The organism is Micromonospora sp. NPDC051924, assembly GCF_055586005.1.
This window is the reverse complement of record NZ_JBVJJA010000076.1, coordinates 1-21,604: the sequence shown is the minus strand read 5'-3', so window position 1 is coordinate 21,604 and position 21,604 is coordinate 1. Positions and strand designations below refer to the sequence as shown.

Here is a 21,604-nt window from a genome sequence, read left to right as displayed (position 1 = left end):
CAGCCCACGGCAGGTCGGCGACATCGTCCGCGCCGCTCTCCACCTCACCCATTTCGAATACCGATACCTACCGGATTCTTGTTGAGATCACGTCATTGCATTGCTGACCACACGCCTTCCGGCAGGGGGCATGGTGGCCGACGTCGGTTGCGGTCCCGGCCGCGAGGTCAGGCTCCTGCGAGAGCGGGGCTTGCGAGTGGTCGGCTTCGACCTGTCCCTGGGGCAACTGCGGACCGGTGGCTTGCCGGGCGTCGTCCAAGCCGACATGCGGCATCTTCCTGTGCGGTCTGGAGCGGTTGACGCGATCTGGTGCCAGGCAGCGTTGTTGCACATTCCCCGTCAAGCGGTACCTGCGGTCCTTGGCGAGTTCGCCCGCGCGATTCGCCTCGGCGGCCAGCTCTACCTCAACGTGACGGAAGGCGACGGCGAAGGCTGGGAGATTGCATCCAACTACGGCTCCAACCGCAGACGCTGGTTCACCTTCCACCGTCTGCCGGATCTGACCGCCCTGCTCGTCACAGCCGGCTTCAAGGTCCGCCACGCGGACCAGACTCGGTCCAGCAGGACCTGGCTCGCCCTGCATGCTCACCGGGTCAACACGAACCAGTGAGCACTCGTTTACAAGGCGCTTTCGGTAAGAGTCGCAGCGTCCGCTGACGTCCAGCGGGTTCGGGTCGGAGGCGACACCCGTCTGCACTCGTCCGGCCTCGGCCGCCACCGTTGATGTCAACGACTGATGTCAGGCCGCCGCTGCTGCCGGCTTACTGCCCGCTGAGGGCGTGACCCCCGCTGCGGATCGCACCAACGACTCCGGCTGGGTGGCAGGGGCTGTCGGCACGCGCAGGGTTGTGGCCATCCGGTGAGCCTGGCCACGGTTGTTGCTATGGGTTTCGCTACCTTCTTGCTGCCTGGGCTGCCCTTCCGTCGGCCTCGGCCAGCCGTCAAGCCGGCGCGTCAGATTGCGACCGGGTGACGCGGTTCGTAGAGACCGAGTTCGCCGCCACCGGGCAGCCGCATCGCGGTGCGCAGCCCCCACCGCTCCTCGGTGACCGGGATCGTGAACTCGACGCCCTTCGCGGCCAGGTCGGCCATGGTCGCCGCGACGTCGTCGCACATGAGGAAGAGTTCGTGGGCCGGCTCACCCTCGGCCGGGTGCATGGCGAGCTCGGCCGGCGGGAGCTTGAAAATGAGCCAGCCATGGCCGGCGTCGACGTGGTGGTAGCCGAGCGTGTCCCGAAAGAAGGCGCGGTCCGCCTCTGGGTTGCGGCTGTAGATGATCACATGAGCACCATTGATCATTCACCGACCGCAATCCTGAGCTCCGGCGTGGCAACACCAATCTCGCCAGAAAATGCCACCGCCGTTCGCGCCGCCCCATCCGTCGGCACCCGGGGGCCAGCTCTTGCTGCGGCTCATCGGCCTACTGCTCGCCAGTTAGCTCGGCAAGGTCGACGGCGCTGAGGAGTTCGGCGAGTGCGGGCTCGGTGGCGAGGTTCAGGGGCTGCAGTTCGCCGGTGCGGGCTCGTTGGTTGAGCACTAACTCCCTGCTGGTGTCGTTGACGATCCGGGCTGCGTCGGCTGTCTGCCACTGAACGCCGTTGAGTGCCTGGCGGTCGAACTTGGCGGCGAGTAGGCAGGAGACGCGGGGCCGACCGTAGCTGTCGGGCCGGTCCTGACGCAGGACGGCGACGCGGGCGGAGGCGATCGCGGGTGCGACGGCAAGAGCTTCCCGTACGGTGACCAGCACTTGGCCGCACACGAATTGTTTGTAGTAGTCGGCGCGGTCGCGCTGCGGGAGCTTGCGTAGGGACAGGTTGCCGGCCTGTGTGGTGGTGGGCATGCGTTCGGGCACGACCTGGTCCACGCTGGGTACGAGCACCACGAGGGAGACCTCGTCAGCGATGACGCCGACCGCGGCGCTGGGTGCTTCGTTGTCCTCGAAGGCTTCCTCCAGCGTCTCCATGACAACCTCGGGTGAGTTGCTGCACAGCTGGTGCCACCGCTGGTCGAGGTATTGCTGCCAGGCTGCCTGCTGTTCACATCGGGTCGTCCATTGCCGTTGCATCTCGGCTTCGGTCCACCCGGTGGCGAGGTGCTTGGCCTGAGCTCGTTTCGCGCGCTCGAAAAGGCCGACGCCGGCCAGGGCGTGCTGTTCGTAATGCTGGTAGATGCTTGCCCGGTCCGGGGGTCCTGGCTGCAGTGCGATGGGTCGGGTAGCCGCGGGGAAGTCGACCCGGTGCAGCTCCAGGATGCGCAGGAAGGTCTGCGCCAGGCGGTGGGCCTCCTCGACTCGCTGAGCGTGTGCCGCTTGCCGTTGCTGAGCCGCGACCTGCCGCTGATAGGTCGCGGCCGACGTCGCTCGACCGCCGGAACGGCTGGAGCGGCGGCCGCCCCCGAGGGAGGTGTAGAAGCCGACGGGACCGACGCCAGTGGAGAAGCCGGTGCGGCCGGCGCCGAAGTGCACCCGGGCCGCCCTCGGACCGACACTGGTGCGGATGCCGCGAGAGGAGGCACGGATACGCACCCCGGGTGCCAGCTTGATGGAGAACCCCATCAGCCGACCGTAGGCCCTGTCGCCTGAGCGATCGTTCAGCCTGCTACCTGATCACTGCTCCGCTAATTGGTCGCCCCCGGGTCCCTATCGGCCATGCACGGATGCCCGGGCCGGCACTATCGCGGAAGTCGGCCGCTTCGGCTCGTGAACTTGTCGTTGGGCAATATTATGATCTTGCACGCATGTGATGCCATGCATCTACCGGCGATGGGTTCTCGCCGGCTTCTAGCTTCGAGTCAAGGGGACCACTTGAAGAACAAGCTGATCGGTGCCGTCGCGGCGCTCGCCATTGCGGTCGGTGGGTCGCTCGCCGCCGCCACGCCGGCGCAGGCCGCCACCCCGGCCGTCATGATCACGTTGGCGTACTACAACTCCCCGGGCAGCGACACCGGGTCGAACACTAGCCTCAACGGCGAGTACATCCGGCTGACCAACAAGCGCAGCACCACCATCAACCTCAAGTACTGGACGCTGCGCGACAAGTCCAGCCACGTCTACACGTTCAGCAGCAACTTCTACCTCAAGCCTGGCTACAACGTGTACATCCACACCGGCAAGGGCACCAACACCACCTACCACCGCTACTGGGGCCGCTCCGCCTACGTCTGGAACAACACCGGCGACGCCGCCTACCTGCGTAACTCCGCCGGCACGGGGATCGACTCCTGCTCCTGGGGCAGCACCGGCAGCTACACCTACTGCTGAACCAGCACACCGTGAGCGCCGGCCCGCCATCAGGTGGGCCGGCGCTTTCCGCGCAACTCTTTCCCCGCCCCCATGGTCCCGTCGGGACATGCTCTGGCCCTCGGCGAGTGGTGAGCAGCAGACAGAGAACGTCGTAACCGTAGGTCGAAATGCCGATACACATCGTGGCCGACCGGCCGGTGCCGGACGTTGACACTGGTCAGCACACTCGGACAGGTGACGAACCAGCCTCCGCAGGACCCGTGGCAAGAGCCAACGCCACCACCACCCCCGCCCCCACCGCCCTACCAGCCGCGGAGCGGGCACGGCAGCGATGTACCGCCGTACCCGACGGCGCAGTTCCCGGCAGCTACCAGTTGGGACCAGGCGCCGGCGCGGCGGAAGGCATCCAAGGGCAAGATTGCGCTCATCAGCGCAGGGGTGTTGGTCGTGCTGTGCTGCGGGGTGCCCGGCATCGTCGCCCTTGTCTCCCCTACCAGCTCCGACAAGGACGCCACCACCCCGCCGGCCCCGACTATTCAGGCCGCAGATGCCCCGTCGACTGCAACGGAGGCAGGCCTCGCCGCCACGCCAGTAGCAACATCGCCGACTGCGGTGACCCCCACGGCTACCGCCACCCCGGTGGTCGAGACCCGTACCGTCACCGAGACGCAGAAGATCGCGTACCAGACCAGGACCGTCAACGACTCCTCACTTCCCAGGGGCACCAGAAAGGTGACCACCCAAGGGGTCGCGGGAATCAAGACCCTCACCTACCAGGTGACCCTGACTGACGGCGTCCAGACAGCCAAGAAGCTGGTCCGCTCGCAGGTCACCAAGGCACCCGTCACCCAGGTCGTCAGGGTCGGCACCAAGGTCACCCAGCAGTGCGACCCGAACTACAGTGGCGCCTGCGTACCCATCGCCAGCGACGTCGACTGCGCCGGCGGCAGCGGCAACGGCCCCGCCTACGTCGACGGGCCTGTCAGGGTGGTCGGCAGCGATATCTACGACCTGGACCGAGACGGCGACGGCATCGCCTGCGACACGTGACGCAATACAGGAAGGTGCGGAGGGAGATCTGCTCCTGCCTCCGCACGTCTCATTCCTATGCCCCCGGCCAGCGGCGAATCTCAGCCACCGACAAGCGGTACGCAAAGTGGCAGTGGCGGCAGTACAGGCATGGTTTCTGGGTGGACCGGTCGACGGGAGACTGATGCCGATGGAGGTGACCGCCGACGGCAGTCCACCGGCGGTGGTGAAGCTGCCTCAAACGGGGGCTTACGTCGGGGCGAGCCACCTCGCGGCGCCCGCGGTTGAGCACGTCTACGTCCTCGCATACAGGCTTTATGACACGGAGGTCTACCAGTACCGGCCGCCCGATTCAGCGGTGAGAGGCTGACACCTACCCCCAGCGGAATGCTGTCCTGCAGTAGTTCGCTCGCAGACCATTGCTATGACGGTCGACACCTGTGTATATCGAGGTGCCGCTATCTTCGATGACCGGGAGAGTCGACCGTGACCCGCACCCTGCGATGGGCCGCCACCCTGCTGGCCGCCGTCACCGCCACCACCGCCCTGACCGCCGCCCCCGCCCACGCCGAGACCTACTCCGCCGCCCTGCGCACCGCCGTGGCGAACCTGCCTGTCGCCACCGAGGTCCGCACCGGCTACGACCGCAGCTTGTTCCCCCTGTGGATCGACGCCGACGGAGACGGCTGCAACACCCGCTACGAGGTCCTCATCGCCGAGGCCACCACCAAACCCACCATCGGCTCCGGCTGCAGCCTGTCCGGCGGGCGCTGGTACTCCTACTACGACAACGCCTACTGGACGCTCACCAGCGACCTCGACATCGACCACATGGTCCCGCTCGCCGAAGCGTGGGACTCCGGCGCCCGTTCCTGGACCACCAGCCGCCGCCAGTCCTACGCCAACGACCTCGGCGACTCCCGCCCCCTAGTCGCGGTGACCGACAACGTCAACCAGGCCAAGGGCGACCAGGACCCCGCGACCTGGATGCCCCCGTACACCTCCGCCCGTTGCCGGTACATCAACGAGTGGGTTGCCACGAAGATCCGCTGGCGGCTCACCGTCGACACCGCCGAGAAGAACGCCCTGACCAGCTGGGCCAACTCCTGCCCCAACGTCACCATCACGGTCGTGCGCGCCTTCTAGCAATCACAGGAGAGGGCGGTGCCGGCCCGCGCCCACCGCACCGCCCTACCTCGCCTGCGATCCGTGCATAACCCCGGCGAGTGGGACAGCGACTCCTCGCCGAGCACATGTTCGATGCCGGCCCTTGGCCATTCGTTGTCACGGATCTTCGCCCCGCCCGGGTGGCCGCTCCCCCACGATGGCCTGGGGGGCGGAGGATGAGGAGCGTTCACAGCCGACGCGGGCAATGAATCCGGCCCGACGTCGGGCCGGGGCGGCCGCCGAGCCGGTGCTGCGCCGGCCGGTCGCGCCGATGCTCGCCGCCCCGGTCGACGCAGTACCGGATGCCCCGGGTCTGGTCCACGAGCCGAAGTGGGACGGGTGGAGGTGTATCGCCTTCCGCGAGCAGGACGGGGTGCACCTGCAGTCGCGGGCCGGCCGGAACCTCACTACCTACTTCCCGGACGTCACCCGGGCTATCCGAGCGGCAATCCCGCCCGGGGTGGTGCTCGATGGCGAGTTGATCGCGTGGGAGCGCGGGCGGACGAACTTCGCGCTACTCCAGCAGCGGATCACCGCCGGCCGCGGGCTTCTCCGCCTGGTCCACGACTGCCCTGCGCACTACGTGCTGTTCGATCTCCTCGCCGACGCCGGTGGCGAGGTTGTCCTTGACTTGCCGTTGTCGCAGCGGCGGGCCCGGCTGGAGGAGTTGCTCGTCGACGCGCCGGCGCAGCTCACCCTGACTCCGCAGACCACCGACATGCGGCAGGTATCGGACTGGTTGCTGAACTGGACCGTCGCAGCAGGCATTGAGGGCGTGGTGAGCAAGCGGCTGTCCGGACGGTACGAGCCGGGTCGGCGCGGCTGGTCGAAGTTCCGGACCCGGATCGTCACTGAGGCGATCGTCGGTGGGGTGACCGGCAGTATCCGCGACCCGGAGACGGCATTGCTCGGCCGGTTAGACCGACGCGGGCGGCTGAGGTACACCGGCCGGACCCACCCGCTGACCAGCGCCCAGCGGGAGGAGCTCGGCGCGCTGCTGTCCCCGCTGCACCCTCTGCAGCACCGCCGCGCCGCCGTGGCCCACCCGTGGCCGGAGCCGATGCCCGCGTCCTGGTCCGGACAGCTGGAGCGGCCGGAACCGCTGCGGTACGTGCAGGTGGAACCGACCGTCGTGGCGGAGATCGGCGCCGACGTGGCCTTCGAGCACGGGCGCTGGCGACATCGGGTGGGGTACGCACGGGCGCGACCGGACATCTCGGTGTACGACGTGCCGCTGCTGCTCGGCGAGGAAGAGTCCTACTTCGGTGAGCCGTAGCAGCGACGACCCCCGTCGGGGGGATGCGGTCCCAAGCTGTCGGCCGCTGCCGACCGGCCTCGATCCGCGTCGGCGAGCAGGCGTCGGCCGTCATCGAGTTCCCCTCGGAACCGGCCCTTGGCCACGTGTGGCTTGCTACACCCAGGCTCCGTGCAGACCGGTCCGTTGTTGATGTTGATCAGCGTCTTCAAAGGATCGCCGGTACGCTGCCATCGACCGTAGTGCTTACGGCACCAGCCGCCCGCCCCGCCCGGTGGGGCTGGGCACCAGCGATCTTCCGACCACCCTGACCGCACCAGCCGCCGGCCTCGCTTACGGACCGTTGCTTGCAGCAGGCCTGGGCCACCTTCATCGAAGGGATCAACAGCCACGGCTTCGTGCACGGCCGGCTCCGGTAACGACCATGGTTTGGAGACCAACAGAGCCGACCGTGCAAGACTCGCCAGGTGAACGACCTGACAGCTCGAGCGCGAGCCTTCGCCGAGGAGCGCGACTGGCAGCAGTTCCACACGCCGAAAAACCTGGCCATGGCGCTCGCGGGCGAGGTCGGTGAGTTACTCGCGGAGTTCCAGTGGCTCACACCCCAACAGGCCGCCGCGGTGATGGACGAGCCCGAGGCGGGCGCACGTGTCCGGGCGGAAATCGGCGACGTGATGATCTACCTGACCCGATTAGCGGATGTCCTCGGCATCGACTTGGAGGAGGCTGCCGTCGCCAAACTGGCCGAGGTAGCCGTCCGCTATCCCGTCGAACAGGTCAGAGGCTCGGCCACGAAGCGGTAGCGGGACATGCGAGGTGTTGATCTCTTCGCTACAGTCCATCCGTACCTGCGCGTAACGACGGGCTTCCGGCTCGGGCCGGACATGCCCCCCATGCGCACGATCACTTCGTGCTGCCCGGGGGCAAGTCTTGTCTGCGTTCCGCACCTCCGCGGAGGGTCTTGTCCGCTACGCGATCAGCGGCACCCTGGTCGACCGGATCGCCGAGCACATCGGGCACAACGTGAGCGCCGCCGAGCGCCGGGCCTGGGAGCGAAGCCTCACCGTGCTCGGCCAGGACCTGGCCGACTCCGGCCTGGGCCAGGTCGAGGTGCTGGTCGAGTACCAACTGCCGCTGACCAGCAAGCGGATCGACGTGGTGCTCGCCGGCGTTCATCCGAGGACGGCCGAGGACTCCTACGTGGTCGTGGAGCTGAAGCAGTGGTCGCAGGCCGAGTCATACGAGGGGTCCGACCGGCTCGTCCTGGTCGAGCACGCGCACGGGCCGCGGCTGCACCCCGGCGTGCAGGTCGGTGACTACTGCGAGTACCTGACGGACTTTCTCGGCGTACTCTCCCACCGTCGCAGCCCGATCGTCGGCGCTGCGTACCTGCACAACGCGGTCGATCGGGACGTGAACGACTTGTTCGTCCGTCGCGCCACCGAGCAGAGCCGGATTTTCACCAAGCAGCGTCGCGGCCAGTTTCTCGACTACCTGCGCACCCACCTGGCGCCCACCTCTAGTGCGGCTGCGGCCGACCGCTTCCTCGCCAGCTCCGTCCGCCCCAGCAAGCACCTGCTGTCGTACGCGGCGGCCGAGCTGAAGGTACGGTCGCACTTCACCTTGCTCGATGAGCAGCGCCTGGCGTACGAACTGGTGCTACACGCAGTCGAGCGGGCGCGGGCCGCGGACCGTAAGTCAGTCGTCGTCGTGTCCGGCGGACCTGGCAGTGGCAAGAGCGTGATCGCGCTGTCGGTGCTCGGGGAGCTGGCCCGGCAACAGCGGTCGGTCATGCACGCTACCGGCTCGCGCTCGTTCACCCAGACCCTGCGCAGGTACGCCGGGAAGGGCTCGACCCGTTTGAAGAACCTGTTCGGCTACTTCAACAGCTTCATGGCTGCCGAACGGAACGGCCTCGACGTCCTGATCTGCGACGAGGCCCACCGGATCCGGGAAACGTCGGTCAACCGGTTTACGCCGATGACGAAGCGGGACACGTCCCGCCCGCAGATCGACGAGCTGATCGCCGCGGCCCGGGTGCCGGTCTTCCTCCTCGACGAGCACCAGGTCGTCAAGCCGGGCGAACTGGGCAGCGTCGACGTCATCTCCGCCCACGCGAAACAGCTCAACCTGGACGTCGAGATCGTCTCACTGCACGACCAGTTCCGGTGCGGCGGCAGCGAGGCATACGAACAGTGGGTACTCGACCTGCTAGGCCTCGACGGCGGTAAGCCGTCGGTCTGGTCCGGCGACGGCCGGTTCGACCTGCGGCTGGCCGAATCGCCGGAGGAGATGGAGGCGTTCCTGGCGGCCAAGCAGGCCACCGGGGAAACGGCGCGGATGTCCGCGGGGTACTGCTGGCCGTGGAGCGACCCCCGACCGGACGATTCCCTGGTACCGGACGTGCGGATCGGTGGCTGGGCTCGGCCGTGGAACGTCAAGAGTGACCGCAGCGTGGGCGACGCGCCAGGCAGTGCGTACTGGGCGACCGATCCCAACGGCTTCGGCCAGGTGGGCTGCGTCTACACGGCCCAGGGCTTCGAGTACGAGTGGTCGGGCGTGATCATGGGCCCTGACCTGGTCGCTCGCGACGGCCGCCTCGTCAGCCAGCGGTCCGAGTCGAAAGACCCTGCCTTCCGCAGCCGGAAGCAGCTGAGCGACCTCGAAGCTGACCGGCTGATCCGGAACACCTATAAGGTACTGATGACGCGCGGCATGCGTGGCACCATCCTCTACTCCACCGACCCGGAGACACGCGACTACCTGGCGTCGCTCATCCGGGTCCGGCGTGGTTTGGAGACCGTCTACGAGGGCTCCCCCACTGCCCAGTGAGCTGGCACTGGCACCAGGGCCAGCGAGGAGCTTGCCATGACCAGGCTTCAGCAGCCGATCACATCTGGGACCAGCAGGACGACGCCGCGCCCCCTTTGATGGCGCTGGAGTCCCCTGAGAACCATCGAGTGGGCGATGCCTCCGCGGGAGGCTGTGCCCTGGGCTCTCGCAGCCGCGACCGGCGCCCGATCTGTGCTGACCTGTTGCGTTGCCGGCCTGACCGCCGATTCATCCACTGACGGCAACTTCGCACCGTCGCCGCGCCACCACTGCCAGCAAAGCTAGCCGCTGCAATGGACCGCCCCCACCCGCCTCAGTGGAGGTCATCGGATGAACCGCACCGAACCCCTGGTCGAGCTGATCTTCGACCGGCTCGCCGCCGACCGCGTACCCGATGACACCGCCGAGGTGGTCCTCGCCGCACTCAACGGCGAGGCCGACCTGGCCGCGGCGCTCGCCGGCGAGCCGACCGCGCTGACGCCGCAGCACAGCGCGGCGGACGAGCCGCGGGAGCGGATCTGGCTCTCGTCGGTCACCGTCGCCGGGTTCCGCGGCGTCGGCCCGGAGCGCACCCTCGCCATCGAGCCCGGCCTGGGGTTGACCGTGATGGTCGGCCGCAACGGCTCCGGCAAGTCCAGCTTCGCCGAGGCTCTGGAATTGGCCCTGACCGGGGACAGCGCCCGCTGGGCCGACCGCAACAGCGTGTGGCGTACCGGATGGCGCAACCTGCACGCCGGAGACCCGTGCCGGATCGCCGTGGACCTGCGGGTCGACGGGGTCGCCACCCCGACCCGGGTGGTCCGCTCCTGGCCTACCGGCGCGGAGCTGAACGACGCCGAGGTGACCGTCACCAGCGGGCACGGCACCCATCAGGATCTCGCCGAGCTGGGGCTCGCCCGGCCGCTGGAGCTGTACCGGCCGTTCCTCACCGCCGCCGAGCTCGGTCGGCTCACCGCCGGCACGCAGAGCCAGCTCTTCGACGCGATCTCCGCGATCCTCGGCCTGGAGGCGATCACCGACGCCGACCGCCGACTGATGACCGCCGCGCGCCCCGTCGACGCCGCCATCAAGGAGGTACGCGCACAGCGTGCCGCCCTGGCCGCCGCCCTGTCCGAGGTGGCAGACGACCGGGCCCGTCGGGCGGCGGCGCTGCTCGTCACCCGTCCCGACCTGGCGGCGCTGACCGCGATCCTCGACGAGCCGGAGGAGCCGACCGCCGACGAGGCAGTGCTGCTGTGCCGGCGGCTGGTGGCGATGCAGCTGCCCGGCGCCGACGAGGTGGTGCTTTTCGCCGAGCGGCTGCGGGAGGCCGCGGCCGAGGCGCGCCGGCACGACGGCAGCCGCTCGCGGGCGTCGCTGCGCAGCGCCGAACTGCTCCGGCTGGCCATCGAGCACCATGACGACCGGGGTGACGGGCCGTGCCCGGTCTGCGCATCGGGCCGCCTCGACGGCGACTGGCGGACCAGCGCGACCGCGTCCCTGGCGGAGCTGCGCGACCGCACCCTGGCCGCCCAGGCCGCCGCCGCCGGGCTGTCCGCGCTGCTGCAGCGGGCCCACTACCTGATCGACGACCTCGAGGTGCCTGCCGGCGACGCCGTCGGCGTGCCGCTCGACGCGCTGCACGCCGCCGCGGCGGCGCTGCGGCTGGCGCCGGGCGGGCCGGACGAGCTCGCCGACCATCTGACCGCGCGGTACCCGGCGCTGCTCGCGGCGGCGCAGGCCGTGCAGGCGTACGCGAAAGGTCTGCTCCGCCAGCGCGACACCGGCTGGCAGGCGGCGGCCGGCGAGCTGCGGGCCTGGGTCGCGGCGGCCGGGAGGCTGCCAGAGCGGGAACGCGCCCTTATCCGGGTGAAGGCAGCGCGGGCGTGGCTGAAGGCGATCGGGGCGGAGCTGCGCAACCAGCGGGTGGCGCCGTTCGCGGAGCACTCGCAGCGGATCTGGGCGCAGCTGCGCCAGGAGAGCAACGTCGAACTTGGTGCGATGACCCTGGAAGGTGCGAACACCCGGCGGCGGGTGGTGATCCCGGTCAGCGTGGACGGCGCGGACAACGGCACCGCGCTCGGGGTGATGAGCCAGGGTGAAATGCACGCCCTCGGGTTGGCGACGTTCCTGCCGCGCGGCTGCGCGCCGGAGAGCCCGTTCCGGTTCATCGTGGTCGACGACCCGGTGCAGAGCATGGACTCCGCCAAGGTGGACGGCCTGGCGCGGGTGCTCGCCGAGCTGGCCGAGCAGCGGCAGGTGGTGGTCTTCACCCACGACACCCGGCTGCCCGACGCCCTGGCCCGCCTCGACCTCGGCCAGTCCCGCATCGTGGAGGTGACCCGCGCGGAACGGTCGGTGGTGACCCTGCGCCCCAGCTCCGACCCGGTAACCCGCTACCTCGACGACGCGCACGCCCTGGCGCGTACGGAGGAGGTCGCCGCCGAGGTGCGCGGGCCGGTGGTGGCGGAGCTGTGCCGGTCGGCGATCGAAGCGGCCTGCCACCGGATCGTGTGGCGGCGCCGGGTCGCGCGGGGTGTACCGCACGACGACATCGAGGCGGCCGTCGTCGCCGCGTCCCGCCGGCTGACCACCACGGTCGCGTTGGCGCTGTTCGACGACGCCGACCGGGGCGGTGACGTGCTCGGCTACCTGAGCCGCCGGCACGGGTCGCGGGTGGTGGGCGCGTACAAGGCCTGCAAGGAAGGGGTGCACGGGGCGTACCTGTTCGACCTGCCCCCACTGGTCGCGGACGCCCGCTATCTCGTGGAGGCGCTGCGGGGCCACGTCGCCGCCGTGCCCGGACCCCGCAACGGGACGGAGGTCCGGTCGTGACCGCGCCGACGCCACAGCACTGCCTGGAGGCAGCCGACCAGATGCTGCGCGGCGCCGGCCAGCTCGGCGCAGCCGCAGTGACCGCCGGCTGGTGGCCGCGGGCATGCGCCTGCCTCATCCGGCTCGCCCTCGAAGGCGGCATCGACGCCTACTGGCGGCGGACCCGGCCGGTGGTGGCCGCGTGCCGGCAGGGCCGGGCGAAGCAGCTGATGCTGCGCGGCCGGTTCGGGCCCGGCGCCGCCGTCGCCCGGCGGGTCGCGTTCACCTGGGCCGCGCTGTCGGCCGCCGCCCACCACCACTGCTACGAACTGGCGCCGACGGCCGCCGAGCTGCGTCGCCTGCACACCGAGGTGAGCACCCTGCTCACCCACCTCGACCGAAGGACGGAACCGCAACGATGACCTACCCGCAGCCCGGCCCCGACCTCACCCGCCCGCAGCCGGCACTGCCCGCCGTCCCGGGTCCGTACCCGCCGGTGTCTACCGTGCCGGGGCCGTACCCGCCGGTGTCCGCGCCGCCCGGCGCCTACCCGCCGGGCCCGGGCATGGCCTATCAGGCCGGATACCCGCAGCGGGTCACCGTGCAGCCGACCCTGACGTCGGGCCTGGCGACCACCTCCCTGGTGCTCGGGATCCTCGGCGTGCTCGGCGGCTGGTGCCTGTTCGGGCTGCCCTGCATCCTCGCCGTCATCCTCGGCCACCTCGCCCTGCGGGAAACCCGCGACGGCACGCGGTCGGGGCACGGCATGGCAGTCGCCGGTCTCGTCCTCGGCTACGTCTTCGTCGGCCCCATGATCCTCTTCACCGTGATGGTGTTCTTCGGCAGCGTCCTGAGCGCGGCCACCCCGACGCCCTAACGCGGGCGGCACGGATACGACATCGGCCGCCACCGCGGCCCGGAAGCAGGCGCCCACCAGGCCGCCGGAAAGACAGGAAGGCATGTCCCAGAGGAAACGCCTCCACGCCGTATCCGACCCGTCCCCTGAGCTGTCCCGGAGAGACGACGGCTTCGTCGTCACGGCCCGCTGGCGCACCGACGCCGGGCCGTCCGAGATAACCGGGCCGGACGAGGTCGTCATCAGAGTGGCCGACGACGCGGCGCCCGAGGTCCAGGCGCGCGGCGTCAGCTCGGCGATCCTGCACCGCATGGGCCGGCACGTCGACGACATGGTGGCCGAGTTCCACGACATGCCGAGCGTCGGCGCGTACCAGATGATGATGCGCGACTACATCGACGGCCGCCTCGCCGAGCTGGCCCAGGCCCGGGGTGCGACCGCAGCCGGGTTCGAATCCGACCTCCTCGACGTCTTCGAAGACCTCACCGATCGCGGGCACACCGACCCGCTCGGGGCGCTCGCCACGGCAACGGGCCGGTCACGGCAGGCCCTTCAGCACCTGCTCGACGCGGCTCGTCAACGAGATCACCGGGAAGGAAACCTCGCCTGAGCGATGCACACCGCTGCGGTGACGCCGTCAGAGCAGCGCCACGCATGGCCGGACCGCTTCCGCCACAATCGCATTCCACCCCACGCATTCGTCGTCGCCAACGCCGGAAAAACCTTGACCACGTGGTGGCCGCCCTCCGCGTGCCGCAGGCAACCTCGAACGGCGTTGTTTTTAGCAACGCCTGCTGAGGCTGAGAGTAACGCCGAAGCGCATGACCTCCTGTGACCAGCGGCGGGGCTGTGGCACTGCTCCTGAGATCCGGCATACGCGATGACCCATCGGTCGGTCAGCTTCGTGCACCCGACTCAACAAGAGGCAGCCGCGCCGCGCCCGTCATCATCGACTCTTTAAGCGGATGAGATAGATCCTTCTCAACAGCTGGCCCGCATGGAGGAATAGTTGGTGAAGCTTAGAAGGCAATTGCAAAAGCCGACCGCCAACCCCCCGTCACCCTCGCCGTCACTCCCTGAGCCCACTGACCCCGCTGAGCCCACCGAGTCTTCGCCGCGCCCCAAGCCCGCCCCTCGCCAGCCGATCTTTACGCTATCGACAACCACAAAGACCCTGCTCGCTTCACCCATCTTTTTGTTGCTGGCAACCGGCGTGCGACTAATAGTCATATCAAACTACGATACCTCTACTGCATCCACAATCGCATCTTCCAATGGCGCTGTTGGAACATTGCTCGGCACCGTAATCCCACTCCTGCCGCTTCTCTTGCCGGCACTTCTACTCCTGTTGATCCTTGTGCGACGGTTCATTGCTGCAACGCTCACCGCCCTTGCCGCGCTGACGATATCTCCAGCGCACGCAACGCCTAGCGCTGCAATGCACGCAGCAATCCTTCGCTGCGAACAACTACGAGATTGGCTTGTTGGCCTGCCCGAATGGTATTCGAAGAACGAGGAAACCCTTTCCTCGTTGGACGCCATAGTTGGAGCGATCAGGACCACCTTAGCCGATTTCCATGTCACGAGCATACTGAGCGATTGGAGGTGCCAATCCTTCGTCTATACGGCATCAGGGTACGCATTGGCCCGCAATAGAGCGCGCAGGTGGCGTTTCATCCATAGAGATGACACAATCAGGCCCGCACTGGTCACGCACCTTTTTTATCGCGTACTTCCATTATCCATGGCCGCAATATGCTATCTTTCCCTGCCGGCGGTCACACAGGTCTACCGACTGCCGCACGAACCGCAAGTCATACTGGAAATCTTGCACGATCCATGGCTGCCGGCCGAGCAGATAGCTGTAAAGGATGCGGGGGCGAGAGTAGGCTACACGCTATCAACGAAGGACGGCTGGCATATCTTCCTAAACGAAGAAGACAGGACGATTGAGTACATTAAAGCTGATGCCGTTAAGAGTCGCCGAGTATGCCGAACCCGAGCGAAGCCAGCGATAGACCGCCCCCCAATAATCTCCATCGCCCCCTTGCCAAAAAATGCAGCCGTATGCCCAACCACTGCACATAGCGCCGTCAACTCCAGTTGATGGTGACAGCACACCGCAAGAACTCCCATTGACTACCGTCCGCGACCCACCACGCTTACGCTGCCTTCATTTGGGATCGTGTCGAGCGCGCAGCATCCCTCGCCGAGCCACAGCTGGCTGGCGCAGCCGACATGGTGCTGGCGGCATGTGCAGGCGGTAGCCGCCACTTCATAGATTCTGGGCAGTCGTCGGGAGTGGCTGAGTGTCCCCCCGTGACGGCTTGGCTGAGCCCGTACGCGGCCCGTACCCGCTCGTCGAACTCGGGCAGTTCCAACTGACCCACGTTCACAGCGCGCTGGAGCAAGTCGGCGACCGCCTGCCGATCGGACCCGGTCAGCCGCCGTGCGTCGCCACGAAGATCCGCCATCACCGGCGTTAGTTCGGCGGCAGCAGCGGCCTCCCGCGGCTGATCAGCCCGCACCGCACACTCGGCCGCATGGAGCTGACGGTCGGCTCGGTTGATGTCAGCTGCGGATGCCAGGAGATGGGTACCCCCACACTCCTGCTCTCTACCGACCGTGCGACGGAGCTGGCGATGACGGCGATGGCGATGGCGACGGGCCCTCCGTCGAGTTGCTGGACGCGGCCGCCCATGCGGAACCAACCATCCATGCTAAGGCGACAGCAAGGATCACAATAGCCCCCCGCACAGCCGCCCAGAACGTCCTCAAAAGCTGCGGCACGAGCGCCTTCGCCTTCTTGTAATCCGACCAAGCCCGGTGAGCGACCTGATATGCACGCCCGGCCAGAAACCCGATCGCAACACTGATGATGACTAGAACGGACCCGCTCGTGGTCATCTACTCACGTTTGCACGAGGCGTTGCACCTGGTCACTGGCCGAAACAGTAGTAGCGCTGACGGGTTGCCGACACCTGCACGTAGACGACAGCGCGGCGGCCGGCGCGCTTCTCGCCGTCCTAGTACGGCAGCCCGGATTCGTTATGTAGACAACCGGCGATGAGTTCGGCTCGGTTTGGGCTGGTCGGCGTGTCTGCGGGCATGGAGGCGGCCGCCGGTTGATCATGCACTGTTTGTGAGGACAAGTGAAGATCGTGCGGCGGCCGCTGGGGACAGCGTAGACGTCGAGGGATGGTTGGCGGAGTTCGACACCGGGTTCGCGTGGATCGCGGGCCGGTTCGGGCGGGTGGAGCCGCGCCGGCAGGCGCGGTCGTTCGTGCTCGGGTTGCTGTCGGATGTGGACACGCGGTCGTGTTGGCAGTTGGCTGAGCAGGCCGGGGACGCGTCGCCGCACGCGATGCAGCGGCTGCTGGGCGAGGCGGTGTGGGACGCCGACGCGGTGCGCGATGACGTGCGGGGCTACGTGGTCGACGCCCTCGGTGACCCGGGCGGGGTGCTGATACTGGATGACACCGGTGATCTGAAGAAGGGTGTGCACACCGTCGGGGTGCAGCGGCAGTACACCGGCACGGCCGGTCGGGTGGAGAACGCGCAGGTTGCGGTCTACCTGGCCTATGCCGCACCGGACGGATACACGCTGATCGACCGGGAGGTCTACCTGCCGAAGGTGTGGACCGACGAACCAGAGCGGTGCGCCGCCGCAGGCATCCCCGATGATGTCACGTTCGCTACCAAGCTCGTCCTGGCCCGGCGGATGCTCACCCGCGCCCTCGACGCGAACACGCCGGCAGCGTGGGCCACCGCGGACGAAGCCTACGGCGGTGACCGGCACCTCCGCCGCGACCTGCAACAACACGGTGTGGGTTACGTGCTGGCGGTGGCCAAGAGTCACCGGATCACCGCCCGCCCGGTCGACGGCCCACTGCGTGCCGACCGGCTCGCCGCCGACCTACCCGCCCGAGCCTGGAACCGGCTGTCCGCCGGCGCCGGGTCGAAAGGCGCCCGCGACTACGACTGGGCCTGGATCGCCATCACCGCGCCCGCCGACGAGACCCCAGGCCAGCACACCCTGCTGATCCGACGCCGGATCAGCGACGGCGAGCTGGCGTTCTACCGCTGCTGGTCACCCCGACCCGTTCCCCTACGAGCGCTGGTAGCGGTGGCCGGGACACGCTGGTCGATCGAGACCTGCTTCCAGACCGGCAAGACCATCGGCCTGGACGAACCACAGGTCCGCCGCTGGCACGCCTGGCACCGACACGTCACCCTCGTCATGCTCGCCCAGGCCATCCTCACCGTGATCGCCGCCCGCGAACGCGCTCACCACCGCACAGCCGACCACGAGCTGATCCCCGTGACCCAGCCCGAAATCCGCCGCCTCTTCGCCAAGCTGATCACCAACACCGTCCACACCATCGACCACTGGCTGACCTGGTCACACTGGCGACGCCAACACCAAGCACGCGCCCGGACCAGCCACCACCGCCGCCGAGCCGGACTCAGCCATCAACCAGCATCTACATAACGAACCCGGGCTGCCGTACTAGCCGAGCAGACCGACGAGTGGACCGAAGGACGCCGCTACACGGGCCTGGAACTACTCACCAAAGCCCGCAAGGTCACGATCGACACCGGCGAACACGGCACCGACCAAGCCGACCCCACCCCGATCGCCGCATAGCATCAGACCGGATCCCGCGATGGCCGTTATGGGTCGTCGTGGTCGGCGCGGAGCAGACCCGGACGGCAAGCGAGAGTGTGGGCCGGGCGGACGTCGACGGCTGACCGCACCGCCCGTGAGCAGGGAAGCATTCGGCCGATGTTCAACACCGCACGCCTACAGGTCGTCCTGGAAATCGCCCGCCAAGGCACCATCGTCGCCGCCGCAGAGCAGCTTGGGCTAACCCCGTCCGCAGTCTCCCACCAGCTCGCCACCCTCGAGCAGAAGGCCGGGGTGACGCTGGTGGACCGGGGCCGCGCAGTCTGCGGCTCACGGTCGCGGGCCAGCGCCTGGCGGACTACGCGCAGCAGATCGTCGATGTGATGTCGGCAGCCGGGATGAGCTGCCCGCATATCGGACGGGTCCAATCGTCACCTGGCAGGCACATGTCGGACGGAGCCATCCCAGAACCCACATTGGTGCGCACGGCTGAAGTTTGTCGGGACAACGCCCCCTGGGCCTGCGGCCAGCGAGAGTAGCCGCCCGTCGCCCCGGTATCCCGACCAGTGCGGCAGTCCCGCTCCGTTGGGGTTGCCGGTGGCGGCAAAGTTGGACCAGTAGGCGATCATCTCGCTCGAGAGCCGCTGCTGCCGTTCGCTGAGCGTCGGCGAGCCGCCCGGACCGTTGAACGTCCCGTCGAACAGGTACGGAAGTTCACTCCCGTGACCGACGCCGATCGGGAAACCGCCGAATATCTGGCCGCTGTCCTCGGCGAACTCGTAGGCGTAGACCGGGGCACGCCTAGACGCCGCCTGGTCGGCGGGTAGCACCGTGCAGCCACCGAGCTTGTGTCCCCAGTCGGTGAGCACGGTGGCGAGCGCGACGCCCGGGCTGGGGTAGGCGCTCGCCGGGTATCGGGCGAGTACCTCGGCCGTGTCGGCACCGAACACCTGGGCGAGGATGCCCGGGTACTGGTCGGCGGTCACCGGGTGGCCGTGGATGTCGTAGTTAACCGCGACGAAGGGGCGCATCTCGTCACGCATGCTGCCCTGTATCAGCGGTACGCGGGCAGCCAGCCCTCGCCGCATCGCCTCCAACGGCTGGTAGGGCAGTATCGGGGTCCCGGCCACGGGCAGCCAGGGCAGGTCGGCGATGCGGGCGGTGGCGGTGAAGACCCGGTCGCCGCCGATGCCGGCCAGCCGGCTGGCCGGGACGCCGCGCAGGCACGCCGGTACGTCGGCCGTTACCGCGCACCCGAGGTCGTCGGCCAGCCGGCTACCGCGGGACTGGGCCACCGGGCGGGTGACGAGGGCGTTGCCGCAAGGGCCACTTTGCACGATCGCCTTCTGGAACAGGCCGGCCGCCGACGGCGATGCCAGCTGGGTACAGGCGCTGTACGCGCCGGCCGACTGGCCGAAGAGGGTGATGTTGTGGGGGTCGCCGCCGAACCGGGCGATGTTGCGCCCCACCCAGCGCAGCGCGGCCTGCTGGTCGGCGATGCCGAAGTTGCCGGCGGCCGGTTCGGTCGCGGCGAGCGCCGGGTGATCGAGGAAGCCGAGCGCGCCGAGCCGGTAGTTGACGGTCACCACCACCACATGTCCGGAGACCGCGAGCCGGGTCGGGTCGTAGTCGCTGCCGGCCCCGGACACGAAGCCTCCGCCGGGTAGCCACACCATGACCGGCAGACGTCGAGCTTCACCGCCTGCCGGTGTGGTGACGTTCAGGTACAGGCAGTCCTCGCTGCCGACCACCGTGGACCCGGTCGGTCCTCCCATCTGAAGGCAGGAATTGCCAGGCCGGGTCGCGTCGCGGACCGACGGCCACGGGTGTGGCGGCAGCGGCGCCCGCCAGCGCCGGTCACCAACCGGGGGTGCGGCGTAGGGGATACCAAGGAACGTCCGATGATCGGCGGCGACCGTGCCACGTAGCACGCCCGATTCGATGCTGACGACCGCGGGGTCAGACGCGCCGGCGGCGGTGCCGCCGCTGGGTGCCCCGAGCGCTGCCGCGACGGCCGCCAGCGCGGCGGCGATGTATACAAGTCTCATGGCCACGACGCTATGAACCATCTGCCGACATTTCGTCAGCACCACAGCGACACCGTGACTACGTCGACGCGCGTACCCGGCAACCACCACCAGGTCCTCTACGAGCCGAGCGACGGCATATGTTGGGCTACCCAGCATGGGTGACCGGTTGCTACCGGCGGCACGCTTCATCCCGATGCCGCTGCCGTGGCGGGAAGACTACTGGGGTGGCTGCCAGTCGAGGATCGGCGCGAGCCCTCGGGCGATGATCGATGCGGGTATGGCGTTCATGCCACGCGCGGCCGCCCTGGCGATCAGCGGCGGCGCCTGATAGAGCCGACCGGCGCTGCGGGATCGGCGGGCGATGTCCGTGGTGCGACCGAGTCGGGCCTCAGTGTAGGCAGGCAGCGCAGCGCGTACGGGTTGGGTGCCCGACCCGACGACGGCAGCGAGCACCACAGCGTCTTCGATGGCCTGACAGCCGCCTTGACCGAGATCCGGAGTCATCGCGTGCGCCGCGTCACCGAGCACGGCGACGCAGCCGGCGTGCATCGCCGGCAGCGGCTGCGCCAGCTCGTGGATGTCGGTACGAATAACCCCCTCGGGCGAGAGCGACCCGAGAATGGTGGGAATCGGCTCGTGCCACTCGCCGAAGCGCCGGATCAGTTCGGCCCGCTCATCCGGGCTGCGCACACCAGCCGGGGCGTTCGCCGTGGCGTAGCAGTACACCCGGTCGTCCGCCAACGGGAGGACCGCGAAGCGCTCTCCCCGCCGGCCCCACGTTTCGGCGGGTTCCAACGGCCCGGTGGGCCGGCTCGCGACCATCCGCCAACTGGTGTAGCCGGCGTACCGGTGCCCAGGATGCCCGGGGAACAACTCGTGCCGCAGCTGTGAACGCAGCCCGTCGGCGAGCACCACGAGGTCGGCGGTCAGCTCTCCGTCCGTGGTCGACACGGCCGCCGGCCCGGCCTCGCCCTGAAGGATCGCCGTTGCCCGCACGCTCGGGCGCAGCGCTTCGACCGGCAGGAGGTCGACCAGTGCGGTGATCAGCTCGGCGCGATGCCTCAGGACAAAGGGCCGGCCATAGCGGCGGGTGATCTCATCGGCGATATCGGAGCGCGCGATCCACCGGCCGTCCGGACGGCGTACCCCGCTGCGTCCGCCGATCACGCCACCGACCTGAAACCACTCGCCGATACCCAGCCGGTCCAGCGCACGAAGCGCGTTGGGCCACAAGCTGATGCCCGCGCCGGCGCCCGAGACCACCGGTTGCCGTTCCAGAACGGTTACCACCCACCCGCGCTGAACCAACGCCGCCGCGGCACTCAGGCCGCCTACCCCGGCCCCAACCACAACCGCGTGCTGCCCAACCATGGTGTCCCCTCGACTCGGCAACGACTCTATGTAGGAATTGACAAGGTAGTGGGCTGTTCGACGGTGGAAGGAGTGTCAACGATCGGGGCCGCGGCTCCCTGCTGGCCTGATCGAATCGGGTGGTCATCTCTGGCCTACCCGGCCCCGTCCGGGACCAGCAGCTGAACCCGGGCTCGAAACGCATCATGGCCATGCTGCCCATTGGACGGCTGTCGGCCATCCCATCCTCAGCGGCAGCTGGCCTGCGCGGCGGAACGTACGGTCGCACGGTGAGCGACCTACCCGCCAAGGAGGGACGCTGACGGCCTACTGACGTGATCTCAACAAGAATCCGGTAGGTATCGGTATTCGAAATGGGTGAGGTGGAGAGCGGCGCGGACGATGTCGCCGACCTGCCGTGGGC

General features: G+C 68.6%; 19 protein-coding genes and 1 pseudogene. 15 read left to right on the top strand and 5 right to left on the bottom strand.

The features are described from left to right. Positions 1-100 precede the first annotated feature (100 nt). Positions 101-610 (top strand): class I SAM-dependent methyltransferase, encoded by a 510-nt coding sequence (locus ACZ6S5_RS33080; protein ID WP_466006207.1) that lies wholly within the window; start codon positions 101-103, stop codon positions 608-610. A 344-nt stretch (positions 611-954) separates the two neighbouring features. Here the strand turns inward: ACZ6S5_RS33080 and ACZ6S5_RS33075 are convergent, their stop codons facing one another. Both ACZ6S5_RS33075 and ACZ6S5_RS33070 read right to left on the bottom strand, forming a co-directional pair. Further along, a complete protein-coding gene (locus ACZ6S5_RS33075; protein ID WP_466006206.1) occupies positions 955-1,281 on the bottom strand; it encodes a VOC family protein in 327 nt (108 codons plus the stop codon). A 139-nt stretch (positions 1,282-1,420) separates the two neighbouring features. Then, positions 1,421-2,554: a DUF4236 domain-containing protein gene (locus ACZ6S5_RS33070; protein ID WP_466006205.1), complete on the bottom strand. Its 1,134-nt coding sequence runs from the start codon at positions 2,552-2,554 to the stop codon at positions 1,421-1,423. Positions 2,555-2,803: 249 nt separating this feature from the next. On the opposite strand from ACZ6S5_RS33070, the gene ACZ6S5_RS33065 reads away from it, so the two are divergent. The 11 genes from ACZ6S5_RS33065 to ACZ6S5_RS33015 all read left to right on the top strand — a co-directional run bounded on the left by ACZ6S5_RS33065 (position 2,804) and on the right by ACZ6S5_RS33015 (position 13,783). Next, a complete protein-coding gene (locus ACZ6S5_RS33065; protein WP_466006203.1) occupies positions 2,804-3,259 on the top strand; it encodes a lamin tail domain-containing protein in 456 nt (151 codons plus the stop codon). Between the two features lie 420 nt (positions 3,260-3,679). Beyond that, complete coding sequence (locus ACZ6S5_RS33060; RefSeq protein WP_466006202.1) at positions 3,680-4,291, top strand: G5 domain-containing protein; 612 nt, start codon at positions 3,680-3,682, stop codon at positions 4,289-4,291. Between the two features lie 169 nt (positions 4,292-4,460). Next, positions 4,461-4,640, top strand: coding sequence for a hypothetical protein (locus tag ACZ6S5_RS33055; protein WP_466006201.1), 180 nt, complete (start codon positions 4,461-4,463; stop codon positions 4,638-4,640). Between the two features lie 116 nt (positions 4,641-4,756). Then, a complete protein-coding gene (locus ACZ6S5_RS33050; protein ID WP_466006200.1) occupies positions 4,757-5,416 on the top strand; it encodes an HNH endonuclease family protein in 660 nt (219 codons plus the stop codon). Between the two features lie 226 nt (positions 5,417-5,642). After that, on the top strand, positions 5,643-6,713 hold the full coding sequence (locus ACZ6S5_RS33045; RefSeq protein WP_466006199.1) for an ATP-dependent DNA ligase: 1,071 nt from the start codon (positions 5,643-5,645) through the stop codon (positions 6,711-6,713). A gap of 446 nt (positions 6,714-7,159) precedes the next feature. Continuing rightward, the gene (locus ACZ6S5_RS33040) at positions 7,160-7,495 is read left to right on the top strand and encodes a nucleotide pyrophosphohydrolase (protein ID WP_466006198.1); all 336 of its coding nucleotides are present in this window, start codon (positions 7,160-7,162) and stop codon (positions 7,493-7,495) included. Between the two features lie 127 nt (positions 7,496-7,622). Continuing rightward, positions 7,623-9,524, top strand: a complete 1,902-nt coding sequence (locus tag ACZ6S5_RS33035; protein ID WP_466006197.1) for a DNA/RNA helicase domain-containing protein — start codon at positions 7,623-7,625, stop codon at positions 9,522-9,524. 330 nt (positions 9,525-9,854) lie between these two features. Continuing rightward, the gene (locus tag ACZ6S5_RS33030) at positions 9,855-12,338 is read left to right on the top strand and encodes an AAA family ATPase (RefSeq protein ID WP_466006196.1); all 2,484 of its coding nucleotides are present in this window, start codon (positions 9,855-9,857) and stop codon (positions 12,336-12,338) included. Continuing rightward, positions 12,335-12,739 carry a hypothetical protein gene (locus tag ACZ6S5_RS33025; RefSeq protein ID WP_466006195.1) on the top strand — a complete coding sequence of 135 codons (405 nt, stop codon included), beginning with the start codon at positions 12,335-12,337 and terminating at the stop codon, positions 12,737-12,739. Before ACZ6S5_RS33030 ends, ACZ6S5_RS33025 begins: the two co-directional genes overlap by 4 nt. Continuing rightward, positions 12,736-13,194 carry a DUF4190 domain-containing protein gene (locus ACZ6S5_RS33020; protein ID WP_466006193.1) on the top strand — a complete coding sequence of 153 codons (459 nt, stop codon included), beginning with the start codon at positions 12,736-12,738 and terminating at the stop codon, positions 13,192-13,194. Before ACZ6S5_RS33025 ends, ACZ6S5_RS33020 begins: the two co-directional genes overlap by 4 nt. An 82-nt stretch (positions 13,195-13,276) precedes the next feature. Continuing rightward, the gene (locus ACZ6S5_RS33015) at positions 13,277-13,783 is read left to right on the top strand and encodes a hypothetical protein (protein WP_466006192.1); all 507 of its coding nucleotides are present in this window, start codon (positions 13,277-13,279) and stop codon (positions 13,781-13,783) included. Positions 13,784-15,335: 1,552 nt separating this feature from the next. Here ACZ6S5_RS33015 and ACZ6S5_RS33010 read toward each other — a convergent pair. Next, positions 15,336-15,647 (bottom strand): DUF1707 SHOCT-like domain-containing protein, encoded by a 312-nt coding sequence (locus ACZ6S5_RS33010; RefSeq protein WP_466006208.1) that lies wholly within the window; start codon positions 15,645-15,647, stop codon positions 15,336-15,338. A 728-nt stretch (positions 15,648-16,375) separates the two neighbouring features. Here ACZ6S5_RS33010 and ACZ6S5_RS33005 point away from each other — a divergent pair. The 3 genes and pseudogenes from ACZ6S5_RS33005 to ACZ6S5_RS32995 all read left to right on the top strand — a co-directional run bounded on the left by ACZ6S5_RS33005 (position 16,376) and on the right by ACZ6S5_RS32995 (position 18,184). Next, a complete protein-coding gene (locus ACZ6S5_RS33005; RefSeq protein WP_466006190.1) occupies positions 16,376-17,665 on the top strand; it encodes an IS701 family transposase in 1,290 nt (429 codons plus the stop codon). Continuing rightward, positions 17,666-17,821, top strand: a pseudogene (locus ACZ6S5_RS33000) (IS256 family transposase); the annotation flags it as partial. Positions 17,822-17,959: 138 nt separating this feature from the next. After that, positions 17,960-18,184, top strand: a complete 225-nt coding sequence (locus tag ACZ6S5_RS32995; RefSeq protein ID WP_466006189.1) for a LysR family transcriptional regulator — start codon at positions 17,960-17,962, stop codon at positions 18,182-18,184. A 47-nt stretch (positions 18,185-18,231) separates the two neighbouring features. Here ACZ6S5_RS32995 and ACZ6S5_RS32990 read toward each other — a convergent pair whose 3' ends face one another. Both ACZ6S5_RS32990 and ACZ6S5_RS32985 read right to left on the bottom strand, forming a co-directional pair. Next, positions 18,232-19,848, bottom strand: a complete 1,617-nt coding sequence (locus tag ACZ6S5_RS32990; protein WP_466006188.1) for a carboxylesterase/lipase family protein — start codon at positions 19,846-19,848, stop codon at positions 18,232-18,234. A gap of 198 nt (positions 19,849-20,046) precedes the next feature. Further along, a complete protein-coding gene (locus ACZ6S5_RS32985; RefSeq protein ID WP_466006187.1) occupies positions 20,047-21,201 on the bottom strand; it encodes an FAD-dependent monooxygenase in 1,155 nt (384 codons plus the stop codon). Between the last annotated feature and the right edge of the window lie 403 nt (positions 21,202-21,604).

Coding starts and splice junctions, on each gene's coding strand:
- ACZ6S5_RS32990 (WP_466006188.1), bottom strand. CDS start 19,848: ATGAGACTTGTATACATCGCCGCCGCGCTGGCGGCCGTCGCGGCAGCG.
- ACZ6S5_RS33070 (WP_466006205.1), bottom strand. CDS start 2,554: ATGGGGTTCTCCATCAAGCTGGCACCCGGGGTGCGTATCCGTGCCTCC.
- ACZ6S5_RS33030 (WP_466006196.1), top strand. CDS start 9,855: ATGAACCGCACCGAACCCCTGGTCGAGCTGATCTTCGACCGGCTCGCC.
- ACZ6S5_RS33020 (WP_466006193.1), top strand. CDS start 12,736: ATGACCTACCCGCAGCCCGGCCCCGACCTCACCCGCCCGCAGCCGGCA.
- ACZ6S5_RS32995 (WP_466006189.1), top strand. CDS start 17,960: ATGTTCAACACCGCACGCCTACAGGTCGTCCTGGAAATCGCCCGCCAA.
- ACZ6S5_RS33045 (WP_466006199.1), top strand. CDS start 5,643: ATGAATCCGGCCCGACGTCGGGCCGGGGCGGCCGCCGAGCCGGTGCTG.
- ACZ6S5_RS33055 (WP_466006201.1), top strand. CDS start 4,461: ATGGAGGTGACCGCCGACGGCAGTCCACCGGCGGTGGTGAAGCTGCCT.
- ACZ6S5_RS33010 (WP_466006208.1), bottom strand. CDS start 15,647: ATGGCGGATCTTCGTGGCGACGCACGGCGGCTGACCGGGTCCGATCGG.
- ACZ6S5_RS33015 (WP_466006192.1), top strand. CDS start 13,277: ATGTCCCAGAGGAAACGCCTCCACGCCGTATCCGACCCGTCCCCTGAG.
- ACZ6S5_RS32985 (WP_466006187.1), bottom strand. CDS start 21,201: ATGGTTGGGCAGCACGCGGTTGTGGTTGGGGCCGGGGTAGGCGGCCTG.